We start from the raw sequence: 13,547 nt of genomic DNA, 5'->3' as shown, positions 1-13,547 counted from the left end.
CAAATAAAAAATCAATACATCTCCGCAAAGGAGATAGGGGGAAGAAAATGATAAGAAATGTCGCCAGGTTCAATACCTTGTTTGCCACATTGCGCCGTCTGCTGATCGGGTTTTTCTGTTTGCAATGTCTGGCTTCTTGTTCCGCTACCGGCCCTTTGTTCAGCGACGCGGGTCCCGTCCCGGTGGACAAAGGCAGAGTGTATGTCTACCGTCCGGATCTATGGGCCATGGGAGTGGTACGGGCGCTGATCAGTGTGGATGGTACGCCGACTTTCGAACTGGATAACAACGGCTATTCCGTGCTTGATCTCACCCCGGGGGCTCATGTGTTTGTGCATACCTGGGGCAAGAAGTTCTATACCACTGACGTCGTCACAGGCAAGCCCGTAACGGTGACCGTCGATGTCAAGGCAGGCCAGACGAAATACGTGATCCTTCGTTCGCAGGCCAACAGTCGCCTGACGGATTTTTCGCCAACGCCAACGATGCGAACGCAATACAGCTGGCAGATTTCTGAAATCGCGAACAGTATCGGGCAAGAAGAGATCGCCAAAACGCATTACCAGGCGCCTCTGCCTGCAGTCGTGGGGACGAAGTAATGAGGTGAGGAATCACTCCCCAGTGCTTGAGACGTCAGCGTTTCTCGTGACTGCGATGTATTGCGTATGGTCTGGCAGCGTAAGTGCCCAGTCTTTTCTTGAATTGCTCTTCGAAATCTAAATCAAAAATGAGATCCCTCGCGTTTCGCCTGCTCGTTGTGTGCCTGTTCGGCAGTCTATTGGTTGGATGCGCTACCAATATCGAATTGGCCCCCATTGATTCTGCAAGAGTTGCCAAGGTCGATGTGATCGATAATCGTCCGGCTGACACCAAGGTTTACAAGTCATCCGACTGGGCAAAGGCGGTCAGGTATCTTGGTGATGACAGTTTCTCTACGCCGCCGTTGAAGCAGTTGGCCGCACTTCTGGAGGTGAGACTGAAGCCGGGGTCGTTTACTCTCCAAGTTGATCAATTCCGTGTCATTGACATTTTCCCCATCAGAAAGGGCCAGGCAATGGCGGGCGCATTTTTCGGAATAGGGATCGCCTTGTCGGTTCGGGTTCCGACGAACGATGACAGCATTCAGTGCATTTTCTCCGGGAAGCTTGGCACGCATTTGATTGAGACTGCCGAAGGCGAGACTTACAAACTCTCTCCTGTCGGCGTAATGGTTGCCAACGATCCGAGCTTCAAGTCGGCCGTCAATGGATGCTTGTCCAAGCTTGCGCAGAAAATCGCGGATGAGGCTGACCGGTAGTGTCCTTCAATATCTCCATTGCGGCCTGAGGCGTCGCGTCAGAGCAAGGCGTAGGCTGTCACTGCCGCCGTCACATCAATGGCAAGCACCAAGGCCAGGCCCAGGCGACGCTGCATGTACGCACCGAGCGTCCAGAAACAGGCGAGCAAGGCGGTGCTGATCACCAGCAGGTGCAGGTAGGACTGTTCCTCTGCCCTCCACAGCAGAGTCGAGGCAGCTGCCAGCAGTGCCAGGAACTGTAATACTGACAACCACTGCCTCACGCGCGGCAACTGCACATCATAGCGACGGCGCGCGAGTTCAAGGTCGAATGGGCGATGTGCTTCCATCCCTGGCGGCTGCCAGCCAGGGGCTTTGAACCATATTTTCAGCTTGTCCTGCCAGCGTGGCATCTTTGCCGCACGGTGGAGTATCTGCCAGTAGCCGGACACGATTGCCCAGATCGGATCCCAGCTATTGAGGGGCGTACGCGTGCCGTAGACCGCCTGCTCTTTTTCTTCGGCGAAGGTACCGAATATGCGGTCCCAGATCACCAGCATGCCACCGTAGTTCTTGTCGAGGTACTGCTCGTTGACTGCATGGTGAACCCGGTGATTGGAGGGTGAGGAAAACACGCGATCAAACCAACCCAGCTTGCCGATGTGTTCGGTGTGGATCCAGAATTGATAGGCCAGCACCACCAGTCCGGCGATAGCGAACTGCTCGGGCTCCACGCCCAGGATCGCCATGGGCAGGTAGAACACCCAGCCGAGCAGTGCCACGGTACTTTCTTGACGCAAGGCCGTGGAGAAATTGAAGTCCTGGCTCTGGTGATGCACCGAGTGAGCCGCCCAGCCCAATGCGTTCTCGTGGCCGAACCGGTGCAACCAGTAGTCGAAGAAATCGAATAGCAAGATGGCCGCGACCCAGCCCAGCGCACCTTGCCAGAAGCGTGCCGCCGGGAAGATGGCCAGTGCACGGTAAGCCAGTGAATACAGCCCGACCTGGAACAGCTGACTGAGCAGCGCCACCAACTGGCTGATCATCCCTTGCGACAGGCTGGCCATGACGTCGGACAGACGATAGGTGTTGCGGTCGCGAACGTAGCCATAGGCGAATTCCACGGCGATCAACAGCAGGAAGACGGGAATGATGTAGACAATGATTTTTTCCATGGGGGATATTATGACGCGGCGCACAAGATGCTGTCTGACAAAAGCCTGACGTGCCACGCGGCCGTAGCGGCCGTTTCGAGCCTTTGCTGATTCCCAAGCACGAGCGATGCGTTACCGGGTTCGATGACAAAATCGTCGCATCCCGTAAAAAAAAATAGCCCAACGGGATTGGGCTATTTTTGCGAGCTAAAGGGAAGGCAGACTCTGCGAGAAATCAACAGGATCTTGGTATTTCCTGTCAGCAAGGGATAATTCTGATAGATACGATGGATAAGAAAGGTAAGGTCATGCGAAGACGATCTTATCTTGTTCATTAAATACATCGATACTCACTGTAATACGATGTACCTTGACTTCAGGTATCTTGGCTTTCCCTTTTCCCTCTCTTAGCTGCACAAATCCAAAAGCAGCAAGTTTATTTAAGGTGCGACTTACATTAGGTTCAGCACGTGCTGCCATATCTGCCAAAGCAGCTACGGATTCGGGTTTGCGTTCTTCAATCAATGCAAGAAGCTTTCGGTTATCAGGGGTCAATAGCCGCAACATGGCCTCTGCAGACTCAAAGGAGGTCTGTCCCGCATCTTCGGGCGCCTTTATCTCCCCTCGTGCTACTGCCATCATTTCTTCTTTCAGGCTCTTCATAGATTGAGTTTTCATTTCATTTCTCCTTGTCTTCCACAACGTCAAAAGAGAGGCCGAGTTCACGAAGTACTCGTTCTACCTCGGTGAAAAAATCTTCAAGCAGCTTCTCGACTGAGACAAACTTGTAAGGCCGCCCGGCGTCATCACGTGTTCTATGCCAATGATCTGACGCCAAAGCTGACTTCACGAATTTCCCACCGTTATGCGGGACGGGGTGTGCGTTATCGAACCCCAAAATTCTTATGCCATCTGGATCATGCAACGTGAACGAGTAACTCAGTCCATGTGGCGTTCGTTCTGTTTGGCTAACCTGTTTCACTTCGAATTTCAGAAAGTGCTCGCTAGCCAAAAAGTGCATTCTGCCGTCGTATCCCAGCAGAAATTCAAGCGAGTGTTCGGGGATGTGCATTTTATATCCTATCCTGAGAGGATATTATTATCGACTTTCCTTCTTTTTTCAAGGCTTACCCTCAGTAGGGCAAGTAAGTGATCTATACCATATGCGCCCTAGTAATTATTCTCAAAAAAATCGCATGTGGAAAAAGTAACAGGCTTACAAGGTCGTTGAGATTGCAAAACGCCACACACCAAAGGGCAGCGAATATTTGGAAGCTGGTCTGGGCTCAATAGCTTGATGGCGCTCGGCGTTCACCAAGTTCGGTTACATGGTGGTTACATGGAGCCTAAAAGCAAAAAGGCCAACCCCGGAGGATTGGCCTAAGCGCTTGATTTTATTGGTGCTGATGGGCGGAATCGAACCGTCGACCTACTGATTACGAAATAGCGTCAGCTGGGCGCTAAAAGCTTATAAAAATCAGCAGGTTAGGACGGGGCCGGTGGGTTATTGAGACCCCTGAATAGTGTCCGTAAGTGCTTGATTTCATAGGTGCGGATTCTGTCGAATAACCCACTATTAGCCAAGCGCGGCGGCCAATGATAGAGCGCCGTGCGTCGTGTCCGTGATCGGCCCGAAGCGGTCATCCGATATCCGCCTGTACGCTGAATAAACCTCAGCAGCATCTCTTCTAAATCAGTTCAGATGCTTCCTGCATACGGGTAGCAATTTGAGGCAGGCCCGCTACAGCAAAAGATCTAGTAAGCTGCTCAGCGGATAAGGAGGGATTCTTCATTATTTCTCGCATTTCTTTCACGGTCGTTAGAAATTCGACCTGACTGAGGTCATATTGAAAAATGAGAAAATCATCTGGATGGATGATCTCAATTTTATGTTCCTTCAAAATTTTCTCCGAAGGAAAATCAGTCAGGTTGAATGTCACGATAGCGTCCGCATGACCAACGATGGCCGCTGCTAATACATGCCTGTCGTCTGCGTCAGGGAGTTCCAGACTATCGATCAAATATTCATATCCTTCGATCACAGAATCTTCGATTGCAGCGTTCATCAACTGAACAGTGCGCTTGAGTTTCTCTTCTGTGATGCCTTCCTTTCCCTTTTTCAGCAAACTGCCTACCCATTCATTTTGAATGTGCTGAGTCCAGCGGGCGTGAAATGCTCCCCGCTCCGCTAAACAGAGCAGCAAGTTTCGTAACTTGGCTGGATAGAGCACGCAGGCATCCAGCACAACCGTGTACTTGGGAACGCCGGCCATTACAATTGATCATCCTCATCAAGTTCTTGCCCTTCTTCGATTAGAGTCCGAAGCGCGGCCTTTGAGGCTTGGGAGCGGTTTTGCTTATAGTCGAGGACATTGGAAAGATGAATTCGGCGATGCGATCCGACCATATGGAATGGAATTTTCTCTTCTTCCAATAAACGGATGAGGTAAGGCCGCGAAATGTTCAGCATCTGCGCCGCTTGCTGTGTAGTGATATCCATATCCTTTGGCATCAATGCAACCGCTTTGCCTTGAGCCAAATTGCCGAGCATATCGGCAAACAAGCGAAGAACTTGCGGCGGCAGCTTCAGAGTCGGTGCCCCTTCAATGCGTTCTACGCCATCTTCTAGTAAAGCAATGCTCACTGCGTTGGAGTGATCCAATGCTTTAACGATGCAGCGTTGAGCAGTCTTTGCCATTTCTAGGTCTTCCCTGCTCTCTAAGGCTTCAAGATCATGGGTGGACACTGTGATTCTCCTTGTTGCGTGGTGGGAAATATAAATTGGTAGGAGCCTCGCCCGTTGGCGATTTATGAAATAAATCGCCAACGGGCGAGGCATCCTCAAGTGCATTGTAAACAAATCATACGAAATAAACGAAATATCCGCAACAGAATGACGCTCAATTTCATTACGAATTTGGTGCGAAAAACGAAACATCCAAATGCTAGATGTCTGCGTCGAAATGCGTCAGATTTGATGCCCCCGGGGGTGGGGCGCCGGGGCAGACTGGGCGGGCCTCGGCGAGTGACGCAAATTTGAGTCAAAACCGACCTATGTAGCGAGCAGGCGCGGGGTGGGGGCAACCGCGCGCGCAGGCTTCATATGCATTAATAATTGTATTTTTGGCAATCATGTTGCATCATCTTCCTGCCATCAGTACTCCGTCTCACAGCGCCCAGGAGTTCTGTTTCGGCTCTCTAGCAGTGTCCTTAAAGCGCGGGAGCAAATCTGGATCAAGCACAATAGCGCAGGCTTCCGTGGCTTCGTCACTAGCGCCGTGGGAGAAATCAAGATCCGTCATCAACCCCATTGAGGACAGGGGCGCAAAGAAAATCGAGACAGTCCCTGATTTCGTGATCGACGATGCGCTTGCTCGTTTGCAAGCGATCTTAGACTAGGAAAATTTTATGACGATGCGTACATATCGCTATTTCGTTTGCCCTCAAGGGCATGAGGGTAATGAACGAACCTCAGAGAATGACCAGCCGTATTCTTCCTCCTGGGAATCTGTGCGCGTGACCGGAATGAACGAGAGCGGGAAGGACTCTCAAGGATATCCAGCTTACAAGTGCGCTACTTGTGGCATGACCATGCGAATCCGTGAAAAGTAGGAAGGAAAAGGAATGTACGCCTCCCCCCGCAAGGGGCAGAAGCAAGAGATGAATTGACGAAAGAGTAAAGGAAAGATCGGCCAGGCCGGGAAAGGGGGGGCGACTTGGATATAAGGAGCGAATTGACGGTGGACGTCAATGCCAGCATTAGCAAGGCATATGACTCAAGTTTAAGCGACGAAGAACAGCAGTTCGTGCGAGAGCACCTGAGTTACATATTAGCGAAGCTACGCGAACCGCATGCACAGATTGAACCGATCAAGGCAGCGCTGCTTGCATTAGACGCCAGGATTGTTCAGCGCCTTCCCTGGTTTCAGCGACCTATCGGAATCATTATGCTTGCAGTAATTGGAAGTGTGATTGCTGCTGGGTTGGCTAAGCAACTTGGATGGATTTGATCGAGGAAAACATGGCTATTGATCCAGGCAGGAAGGCGGCTCCGGCAATGCTAAAAAGGTTAGCGGCGGACTATCGGCTCAAAGCGGCGTGGCTCGAACTCCAGGCGAGAAGATTTACCGGCACCCAAGAGGGCGCTTTAGCAGCAGTTGAAGCGCGGTACGCCCGAGATCTTGGTAAAAGCTTGAATGCCTCAACCGAATAGAAAATGGGACGGAAAAATATGGCCCAAATGACAGATCCAATGAACTCACTTGTGGGGCTACAGGACGCCCTCAAGAAGCGACTGTTCCAAATGGAACGCGGTAGAGTCCATCCGGATATCGGGGTTCACATGGATCAGCCCAAGGCTGAAACCACGCGTCTCACTTACGCCAAAATAAGTCCGACAGGACCTGTCAAAGCAATCGCTGTATTCGTAACCATCGAACCATACGAAGGCTTGCCCTGTTTTCAGATCGGTTATGCAGTGGCACCAGCATTTCAACGACAAGGTAACGGCGCAGAGATTGTAAAAAAATCGATAGAAGAGATGATCAATGGTTTCAAAACCGTAATGCCAAGTTTCTATATCGAGGCAATTGTCGGTGCACAAAACGAGGCTTCATTGAAGATTGCTGGAAAGTACATTGCGAAGGAGGCGCGTGAAATTGAAGACGAATTTTCACGCGAACCGGCCAAGCAATTCTTCCGACGAATTGGGTAGGAAAAAAACTATGCAAACGCTTTTGAATGCTCTTGCGCTGGCGATGGGATTCATCGGGACACTCATTCTCTTCAAGTTCGGTCTGCCGTCCATCGACGTGCTGAATAGTGGTGGCTACGTTGAAATGTCGGAGACCGATGAGATCCGTCGATACAAGGTATTTTCAAAAATCGGAATCGCTTTGATCGCAACAGCATTTCTGCTGCAATTCGTGGCACTTTTTGTCGAAACTGATTGACCTGGGAAAAACTTTTCTTTCCGTACCAGGGACGACAATGCCGCGCTAGACGCGGCTTCGCCAGTGAGAGAGGCCGGCGCTGTGCTGGCCAGGAAGAAAGGGCATAAACGCAATGGGTATTGAAGCCGCCAACAAGCTTCAGGTGCAGATCCAGGACAGCCGGCAGAAGTACACCTACTTTCTGTTGACTGCTGCGGGTGCCTGTATTGGGTATGCAGTCGAGAAAGCGACCGGTCCCGCGCTCCAGTGGAAATCCCTCGCGCTGGCGGCAGCGTTGGGGGCATGGGCGGTTAGCTTCTGGTTAGGATGCCGCGCAATTAAGCGCAACGAATACGGGCTGCAGTACAACCACGCATGGCATGTTGCGGCACGGTCGCCAATTGATAAAGTAGCGCTCGACTCCCTCATGTCGAAAGAATCCAAGTTGAGTGCATCATCTAGCCGTTGGCAATTTCGCTTCTTTGTTGTTGGTGGCACTTCTTTCGTGATTTGGCGACTTCTCGAATTGCCCCTCCGATAAAGGAAAACAAAATGTCGTTCTTCTATGTTCGAGTTAAGCGAGGCCCATTTTCTGGCAAGGCCGCTGACGGTGTTCGGCTGAATATATTGCCCGGGGAATATGAGGTGATAGAAGACGGGCCAGATCTTGTATTCCTGGGTGCTGACACCCGCAACGGCGGGAACGTCGTCGATATGCGGGATTATCCAGAAATTGGCGATTTCCCCGAGGCACTCGGTCAACACTCACAAATTGTACTGGTTAAATAGGAAAAAAGAGAGTGATATGCCAAAGACTGAGGCCGAACTCAATTCAATCATCGCCGATGCTAGGTTAGGTGCGGCTGAAGAACTTGGTTGGCCGTGCTCCGTCTTAGGGGCGGTCGCCATTTATCTGCATTCGGGATCTTGGCTATTGACGGCGGCAGGGGCAATTGGAGTTTATGGACTCGCGACGTTTAAGTATCGGCGCGATGCAAGTCGCGCGGAAGATTTGTTTCATCGCGAAGCCGGACTAGGAAAGCATTACAAGCCCGAAGAATAGGAAAAACCGGCGAGGCCGGGAAAGAAAAGATATGACGAAATTACCATTCCAGAATGAACAGGACATCGCTCCCATTAGAGGGACGTGGAACGATACTTTGCTGATTAACCGTATTGAACAGGGTTGGTTGCCGGAAAAGGATCCGCGGTAGGGGGCTTCTAGGTCGCCAATCGAAGATGTAGTTTGCATCAGCTTCTTCCGGGGAGGATATAACAGATGGATTCAAGCAGTCGATGATGTGGTTGAACTAGGCCACCGATGCCGAGAAGGTTGGTGGTATCAATCTCGCACTGAGCGTCGGGAGCAGCAGTAGCGAAAGCCATTCCGAGCAGACTAGACCGGAGATTTTGGCGATGCAGCCGGTATAGCCGATGACCGACGCAGCAACCAAGACCAAGAGTGGCCGTGCGCTGACGTTGGCGGCTGCGACAACGGGGATGTCGGTCTATAGCACTGAGGGAGGCGAAAAAAGCTTCGGCCGATGGCAGCGCACGGGACGAGGGCTGCTGGGTGATCGCTGGCGGTACGCTGGCTGCCGATAGCGTGAACGGCACAGCCGTCAACAACACCGGTCCACCGGGCCAGCAGCACGTCGTCGCGACGGGTTACGCCAGCTACACCTAAGTCAAGATCCACACCTTCAGTGCTGATCGCCGCTATGATGATGCGCCTTATCAGCTGCTGGATATCGTGACCAACTTCCAGATCGACATGACGCCGACCAGCAGTACCAGGCCCAAGCGCGCCAACTCCGTCAGCACCGTGATTAATGGTGATGAAGTGAACCAGTCCATCCGTAGCCTAAAGTCTAGTCAGTAGCAAGCTAAGCTTATTGTTACTCAGATCCGGTTAATTCGTATCGCCACTGTAGCAATCGTCCGACTGATACAGCATGTGCTTGTATGCGGCGCTTTGTATCTGTTCCTTGCCGTGCCGTGCTTCTAGACTGGGAGCTTCTCCACGCTACGACTCCATACCATGACTGAACTGCTGCCCCTGATGAGCTATTGCTTTGTGATGTCCGTCACACCCGGGCCGAACAACGTCATGCTGGCCACTACCGGTGCTAATTTCGGCTATCGCGGTGCGCTGCCGGTTATTCTCGGTATCCAGGTTGGCATCTTCGTGCAGACCATGCTCATGTGCGTAGGGCTGGGCAGCGTGTTGATCGCGTATCCGATGACGCAACAATTAATGCGGATCGCGGGCGCACTGTACCTGATGTTTTTGGCTTGGAAGCTTGCAGCTGCCTCAGTGGCCGGATCCAGCGCACCGAGGGCGGTGTCGTTTGCGCAGGCGGTGCTGTTTCAGGCGTTGAACCCTAAAAGCTGGCTCAAGGCGGTCACAATGGCGTCAGTCTTTATGCCTTCGCAGAGCAACATGCTCGCCAGTGCACTACTGTTGTCCGTGATCGGCACCGTGGTGGGCATGCCATGCAACACCATGTGGGCGCTATTCGGTGTCTCCATTCGCAATGTCCTGAAGGCACCCCGCAACCAGCGCATATTTAATCTGGTGATGGGGGCCATTCTGCTAGTGCTCTCGGTGATGTTTTTACGCTAGACTTTCCCGATGTTTTCCATCGATCGCTCCTCATCCATCGCCCTATTCAAGCAGGTTGAGGACGCGTTGCGCCAGCAGATCGCGCAACGCGTCCTGCCCGGCGGGACCAAGATGCCGTCGATCCGCCAGCTCTCCACTCAGCTCGCGGTCAGCACCAATACCGTGGTGGTGGCTTATGACAGGCTGGTGGCCGCAGGTGTCATCGAAACGCACGGTACGGCGGGCTTCTTCGTCTGCACACCAACCGACGCCAGCCGCGCCATTCTCGACGAAGTGGCGCTAGAAGCGGGTCAGGAGCAGGAGCCGGTTTGGCTGATTCAGCAAGTGAACGAGCAGCGGCCGGGATTGCTGCAAGCCAGCAGTGGAGCCTTGCCGCCCACTTGGCTGCAGGACGCAGTGCCGGCGGCCGCCGTGCAACGTGGCTTGGCGCGCAGCGTGGCCGGCATGGCCTCGCGCTGTCCACCGCAAGGACTGGCCGAACTGCGCGAGCAGATCGCGTTGCTTTTGCGTAGCATCGGTATCGCTGCGGAAGCGCGCCACGTCCTCACCACCTTTGGTGGTACGCATGCAATCGATCTGATCTGCCGCACGTTTCTACAACCCGGCGATACGGTGTTGGTGGAGGACCCAGGATATTTCCTGATGTTCGGGAGGTTGCGCCAGGACGGCGTGCGCTTGTTGCCCATCCAGCGCCGCCCCGATGGGCTAGATCTAGACGAACTGGAAGCCGCTTGCCGCGCGCACCGTCCGCGCCTGCTGTTCGTGCAGACGGCTTTGCACAATCCCACCGGATGGAGCAGTAGCGCCACCAATCTGCACAAGGTGCTGAGCATGGCGCAACAGCATGGCTTTCTGATCGCCGAAGACGATGTGCACGGCCATTTCCAGCAGGGCCACAGTACGCGTCTGGCATCGCTATCCGGACTGGATGGCGTGATCTACTACTCCAGCCTGTGCAAGGCATTGAGCCCGGCTCTGCGCATGGGTTACTTGGCCGCCCAGCCCTCACTGCTCAAGCTGCTGATGCGAACCAAGATCCACAGCATCATGACTTTGCCGGCGTTGAACGAATACGTTCTGCTGGAAGTGCTCAAGGCCGGTAACCTGCGCAAGCACCTGGAGCGGTTGCAACGCAAGATCATGGTGGCGCGCCACGCCAGCATGCAGCAGCTGAGTGCGGCCGGCGTACGGTTTGAGCAGCCTGGTGATGCCGGAATTTTCCTGTGGGGTAGCATGCCGGAAGGGTTGGATGTGGACCTGCTGGTGCAGGATGCCTACCGCAACGAGATCCTGATGATGCGTGGCGCCGCGTTCTCTGCCAACGATACACCCGACCAGCACATCCGCTTCAACGTCGCCTTCAGTCAACATCCCCGCGTGAGCGCCTACCTCGATGAACGCCTGCGCGCAGTGGCAGGCGTGCGCTCAAGCCTGGCCCGCGCCAGCGGTCCCATCAGCAGAATTGCTTGACTGGGCTAAGACCCGCCGGTGGCTTGCCGGGTTGAGCTCTTTGGGGGTACAACAGCGGATTTTCGAAGAATTTACAGGGACTGGATATTTGCTTACAGACCGGGCAGAGATGCGCTCAGGAAACGACGATTAACGTCAGTCTTTTGGACGATCATCAAAACGCCCACTGCAGGTTGAATCCCCCGGTCACCGCTGCCGTCTTGAAGCCTTGCGGCTTGGCCAGCGGCGTGGCCACGAACATCTCGTAACTCAGCTTGAACAGGCTGCCGCGCAAGCCCAGCGCCGCTCCGGTCAGCCGTTGGCCGGTGAGGAACTGCGCCGTCGGTCCTGCTACCGCACCGGTATCAACACCGGCAAACAATTCTTGCCCGCTCTCGCCCAATCCCACCGCCACTTCATTGCGCAGGAACCAGCCGCGCTCTGCCTGCAGGGTCAGTTCGCCATCGAAGCCGCGCACGGTGTAGCGTCCGCCAATGGAGAACTGATCCTGCGGCGGCAGGCTGCCGCGGTTCCACTGCGCGCGCAGGGTAGCGGCATAGTGCAGCCTGGCACCGGCCAGCTGGAAGGGCGCATTGAGCGAGGCATCCAGCAGCCACAGCCCATAGTGCGTACCGATCTGCGGCAGGTCGAAGGGTGTACTCGGTTCACTGCCCTGGGTGTCGAGTGAACGGCGATAGGCCAGCGTGGCATCGGCCACGGCCTCGCCCAGATACTGATGCTGATTCAGCCCTGCTTCCCAGGCCGTGGTGCGCCGCTGCTGGGCCCCGACCTCCAGATCGTCGATGGCGTTGTAGGCCTTGCGCAGCAAGCCTTTGCCGAACACCGTGGTCTTGCTGGCGGCATCGCGATAAACCAGGCGCGAGAGCTTCAATTCGGTGGTTTCCGAGCGGCCGCTGTAGACGAAGTTTTCAAAGGCACCGGCTACGGTCTGGTGATACTGGTTACCCGACATCGTGATGGCCGCCATCCAGTTACCCCAGGGCAGCGAGTAATGCAGCGTATAGGCCCGGCTGCCGTGGTCGCCGTAATGATTCAGGCTGCGGCTCATACTGACGTAGAAGAGGTCATTGAGGGTCCACCAGTTGTCGTAGGCCAGGGTCAGTCCGGCTTGATACTTGCCGGTGGCCTTTGCGCCACCATCGTCCAATGTCGCCGTGAGCCGGAACGGAAACGCTTGCTGGTACTGGATCACCAGGTCGCTGTCGCCTGCTTCGGCCCCCGCATCTTCGGAGGGCGTGATCTTGATGTCGGCCTGGACGGTCGGCAGGCGCTTGAAGTTTTCCAGCCCTTGTTCGATATCGCGCAGGTTGAGGATGTCGCCCGCTTTGACCGGCAGGGCATTGAACGCGGTGCCGCGTGGATCCGCATCGGGCGCAAAGCGGATGTGGCGCACGCGTCCCGGCACCACCGACAACACCAGTTGCCCACTCGACAGATCCTGCGCACGCGCCAGCACGCGGGTGGTGGTGTAACCGCGCGCGACGATGGCGCTCTCCACCCGCGCCAGCACCAGGTTGACCCCTTTCGAGCCGAGACAGCGCCCGATGGCACCCTGTGGCCCGGTCACGCTGTCGAGCGCAAAGTCAAAACGTTCGGCCTGGTCGCCTTCCAGCGTGATCGACGCAATCTGCCGGCAGGGTTGCTCCTGCTCCGGAAAATCCTGCGCCATCGCAGGTGTCGCTGATGCGCCCAGGTTGACGTCGGGCCGTTGCTCCTGCTGCTGGCGCAGGGCGCGTTCACGTTCACGCTGCAATTGTTCGGGATTGACGGCGGTTTGCCCCAGGGCAAGGGGAGCGAGCAGATGCAGGGCCAGGATCAGGGCAAGTCTGAAGGGAGGGAAACGGCAAGCTGAAAACATGGTGAACAGAGCTCTGAGCCGCACTGGCCAAGGCCCCCAGGAAAATGTAAGGAATGGAAACAACTGTTGGATTTTGCTGACAAGAAACCTTCTTTTGACTTCAAAAATCACATTTCCTCGCTAACATAAATTAACATCTTCCCGCCTGGCAAGAAAAATCTTGCTACCCGGAAAGCGCAACAACAACGACAAACAGCGAATCGAGATGCGTTGCGTGCCCGGTCATAACAAC

Annotated in this window: 17 protein-coding genes; 11 read left to right on the top strand and 6 right to left on the bottom strand. The window is 54.5% G+C overall.

Annotated features, from left to right (window positions below; genetic code table 11):
* Positions 1-77: 77 nt before the first annotated feature.
* Both HWE01_RS00600 and HWE01_RS00595 read left to right on the top strand, forming a co-directional pair.
* Entirely contained in the window at positions 78-599 is a 522-nt protein-coding gene (locus tag HWE01_RS00600) for a DUF2846 domain-containing protein (RefSeq protein ID WP_157174247.1), read from the top strand.
* A 128-nt stretch (positions 600-727) separates the two neighbouring features.
* On the top strand, positions 728-1,297 hold the full coding sequence (locus tag HWE01_RS00595) for a hypothetical protein (RefSeq protein ID WP_034350847.1): 570 nt from the start codon (positions 728-730) through the stop codon (positions 1,295-1,297).
* Between the two features lie 38 nt (positions 1,298-1,335).
* On the opposite strand, the gene HWE01_RS00590 is transcribed toward HWE01_RS00595, so the two are convergent.
* From HWE01_RS00590 to HWE01_RS22915, 5 genes are all read right to left on the bottom strand, one after another.
* Positions 1,336-2,451: a sterol desaturase family protein gene (locus HWE01_RS00590; protein ID WP_241820835.1), complete on the bottom strand. Its 1,116-nt coding sequence runs from the start codon at positions 2,449-2,451 to the stop codon at positions 1,336-1,338.
* Positions 2,452-2,736: 285 nt separating this feature from the next.
* Positions 2,737-3,108 carry an HVO_A0114 family putative DNA-binding protein gene (locus HWE01_RS00585; RefSeq protein ID WP_241820834.1) on the bottom strand — a complete coding sequence of 124 codons (372 nt, stop codon included), beginning with the start codon at positions 3,106-3,108 and terminating at the stop codon, positions 2,737-2,739.
* A 1-nt stretch (position 3,109) separates the two neighbouring features.
* Positions 3,110-3,502, bottom strand: coding sequence for a toxin-antitoxin system TumE family protein (locus tag HWE01_RS00580; protein ID WP_241820833.1), 393 nt, complete (start codon positions 3,500-3,502; stop codon positions 3,110-3,112).
* Positions 3,503-4,118: 616 nt separating this feature from the next.
* Complete coding sequence (locus tag HWE01_RS00575) at positions 4,119-4,703, bottom strand: PIN domain-containing protein (protein WP_241820832.1); 585 nt, start codon at positions 4,701-4,703, stop codon at positions 4,119-4,121.
* On the bottom strand, positions 4,703-5,176 hold the full coding sequence (locus tag HWE01_RS22915; protein WP_241820831.1) for a helix-turn-helix domain-containing protein: 474 nt from the start codon (positions 5,174-5,176) through the stop codon (positions 4,703-4,705). Before HWE01_RS22915 ends, HWE01_RS00575 begins: the two co-directional genes overlap by 1 nt.
* Before the next feature lie 988 nt (positions 5,177-6,164).
* Between HWE01_RS22915 and HWE01_RS00565 the strand changes: the two genes are divergently transcribed.
* From HWE01_RS00565 to HWE01_RS00525, 9 genes are all read left to right on the top strand, one after another.
* Positions 6,165-6,440 carry a hypothetical protein gene (locus HWE01_RS00565; protein WP_241820830.1) on the top strand — a complete coding sequence of 92 codons (276 nt, stop codon included), beginning with the start codon at positions 6,165-6,167 and terminating at the stop codon, positions 6,438-6,440.
* On the top strand, positions 6,431-6,643 hold the full coding sequence (locus HWE01_RS00560; protein ID WP_241820829.1) for a hypothetical protein: 213 nt from the start codon (positions 6,431-6,433) through the stop codon (positions 6,641-6,643). Before HWE01_RS00565 ends, HWE01_RS00560 begins: the two co-directional genes overlap by 10 nt.
* An 18-nt stretch (positions 6,644-6,661) precedes the next feature.
* Positions 6,662-7,144, top strand: coding sequence for a GNAT family N-acetyltransferase (locus HWE01_RS00555; protein WP_241820828.1), 483 nt, complete (start codon positions 6,662-6,664; stop codon positions 7,142-7,144).
* A gap of 10 nt (positions 7,145-7,154) precedes the next feature.
* Positions 7,155-7,382, top strand: a complete 228-nt coding sequence (locus HWE01_RS00550) for a hypothetical protein (protein WP_241820827.1) — start codon at positions 7,155-7,157, stop codon at positions 7,380-7,382.
* Positions 7,383-7,494: 112 nt separating this feature from the next.
* Positions 7,495-7,902 (top strand): hypothetical protein, encoded by a 408-nt coding sequence (locus HWE01_RS00545; RefSeq protein ID WP_241820826.1) that lies wholly within the window; start codon positions 7,495-7,497, stop codon positions 7,900-7,902.
* 11 nt (positions 7,903-7,913) lie between these two features.
* A complete protein-coding gene (locus HWE01_RS00540) occupies positions 7,914-8,150 on the top strand; it encodes a hypothetical protein (RefSeq protein WP_241820825.1) in 237 nt (78 codons plus the stop codon).
* Positions 8,151-8,166: 16 nt separating this feature from the next.
* Positions 8,167-8,424 (top strand): hypothetical protein, encoded by a 258-nt coding sequence (locus tag HWE01_RS00535; RefSeq protein ID WP_241820824.1) that lies wholly within the window; start codon positions 8,167-8,169, stop codon positions 8,422-8,424.
* Positions 8,425-9,402: 978 nt separating this feature from the next.
* Positions 9,403-9,987, top strand: coding sequence for a LysE family translocator (locus HWE01_RS00530; RefSeq protein ID WP_241820823.1), 585 nt, complete (start codon positions 9,403-9,405; stop codon positions 9,985-9,987).
* A gap of 9 nt (positions 9,988-9,996) precedes the next feature.
* On the top strand, positions 9,997-11,457 hold the full coding sequence (locus HWE01_RS00525; RefSeq protein ID WP_241820822.1) for an aminotransferase-like domain-containing protein: 1,461 nt from the start codon (positions 9,997-9,999) through the stop codon (positions 11,455-11,457).
* Positions 11,458-11,611: 154 nt separating this feature from the next.
* On the opposite strand, the gene HWE01_RS00520 is transcribed toward HWE01_RS00525, so the two are convergent.
* Complete coding sequence (locus HWE01_RS00520) at positions 11,612-13,315, bottom strand: ShlB/FhaC/HecB family hemolysin secretion/activation protein (protein ID WP_241820821.1); 1,704 nt, start codon at positions 13,313-13,315, stop codon at positions 11,612-11,614.
* Between the last annotated feature and the right edge of the window lie 232 nt (positions 13,316-13,547).

The sequence above is a fragment of the Herbaspirillum sp. C7C8 genome (assembly GCF_022627875.1).
Taxonomy (GTDB): Bacteria; Pseudomonadota; Gammaproteobacteria; order Burkholderiales; family Burkholderiaceae_D; genus Herbaspirillum.
This window is presented reverse-complemented; position numbering and strand designations above follow the sequence as displayed.

Bases quoted from the DNA above. Each gene is read 5' to 3' on its own strand.
- HWE01_RS00595 (WP_034350847.1), top strand. From the start codon at position 728: ATGAGATCCCTCGCGTTTCGCCTGCTCGTTGTGTGCCTGTTCGGCAGT.
- HWE01_RS00535 (WP_241820824.1), top strand. From the start codon at position 8,167: ATGCCAAAGACTGAGGCCGAACTCAATTCAATCATCGCCGATGCTAGG.
- HWE01_RS00545 (WP_241820826.1), top strand. From the start codon at position 7,495: ATGGGTATTGAAGCCGCCAACAAGCTTCAGGTGCAGATCCAGGACAGC.
- HWE01_RS00530 (WP_241820823.1), top strand. From the start codon at position 9,403: ATGACTGAACTGCTGCCCCTGATGAGCTATTGCTTTGTGATGTCCGTC.
- HWE01_RS00560 (WP_241820829.1), top strand. From the start codon at position 6,431: ATGGATTTGATCGAGGAAAACATGGCTATTGATCCAGGCAGGAAGGCG.
- HWE01_RS00585 (WP_241820834.1), bottom strand. From the start codon at position 3,108: ATGAAAACTCAATCTATGAAGAGCCTGAAAGAAGAAATGATGGCAGTA.
- HWE01_RS00590 (WP_241820835.1), bottom strand. From the start codon at position 2,451: ATGGAAAAAATCATTGTCTACATCATTCCCGTCTTCCTGCTGTTGATC.
- HWE01_RS00540 (WP_241820825.1), top strand. From the start codon at position 7,914: ATGTCGTTCTTCTATGTTCGAGTTAAGCGAGGCCCATTTTCTGGCAAG.
- HWE01_RS00575 (WP_241820832.1), bottom strand. From the start codon at position 4,703: ATGGCCGGCGTTCCCAAGTACACGGTTGTGCTGGATGCCTGCGTGCTC.
- HWE01_RS00520 (WP_241820821.1), bottom strand. From the start codon at position 13,315: ATGTTTTCAGCTTGCCGTTTCCCTCCCTTCAGACTTGCCCTGATCCTG.
- HWE01_RS00555 (WP_241820828.1), top strand. From the start codon at position 6,662: ATGGCCCAAATGACAGATCCAATGAACTCACTTGTGGGGCTACAGGAC.
- HWE01_RS00580 (WP_241820833.1), bottom strand. From the start codon at position 3,502: ATGCACATCCCCGAACACTCGCTTGAATTTCTGCTGGGATACGACGGC.
- HWE01_RS00550 (WP_241820827.1), top strand. From the start codon at position 7,155: ATGCAAACGCTTTTGAATGCTCTTGCGCTGGCGATGGGATTCATCGGG.
- HWE01_RS00525 (WP_241820822.1), top strand. From the start codon at position 9,997: ATGTTTTCCATCGATCGCTCCTCATCCATCGCCCTATTCAAGCAGGTT.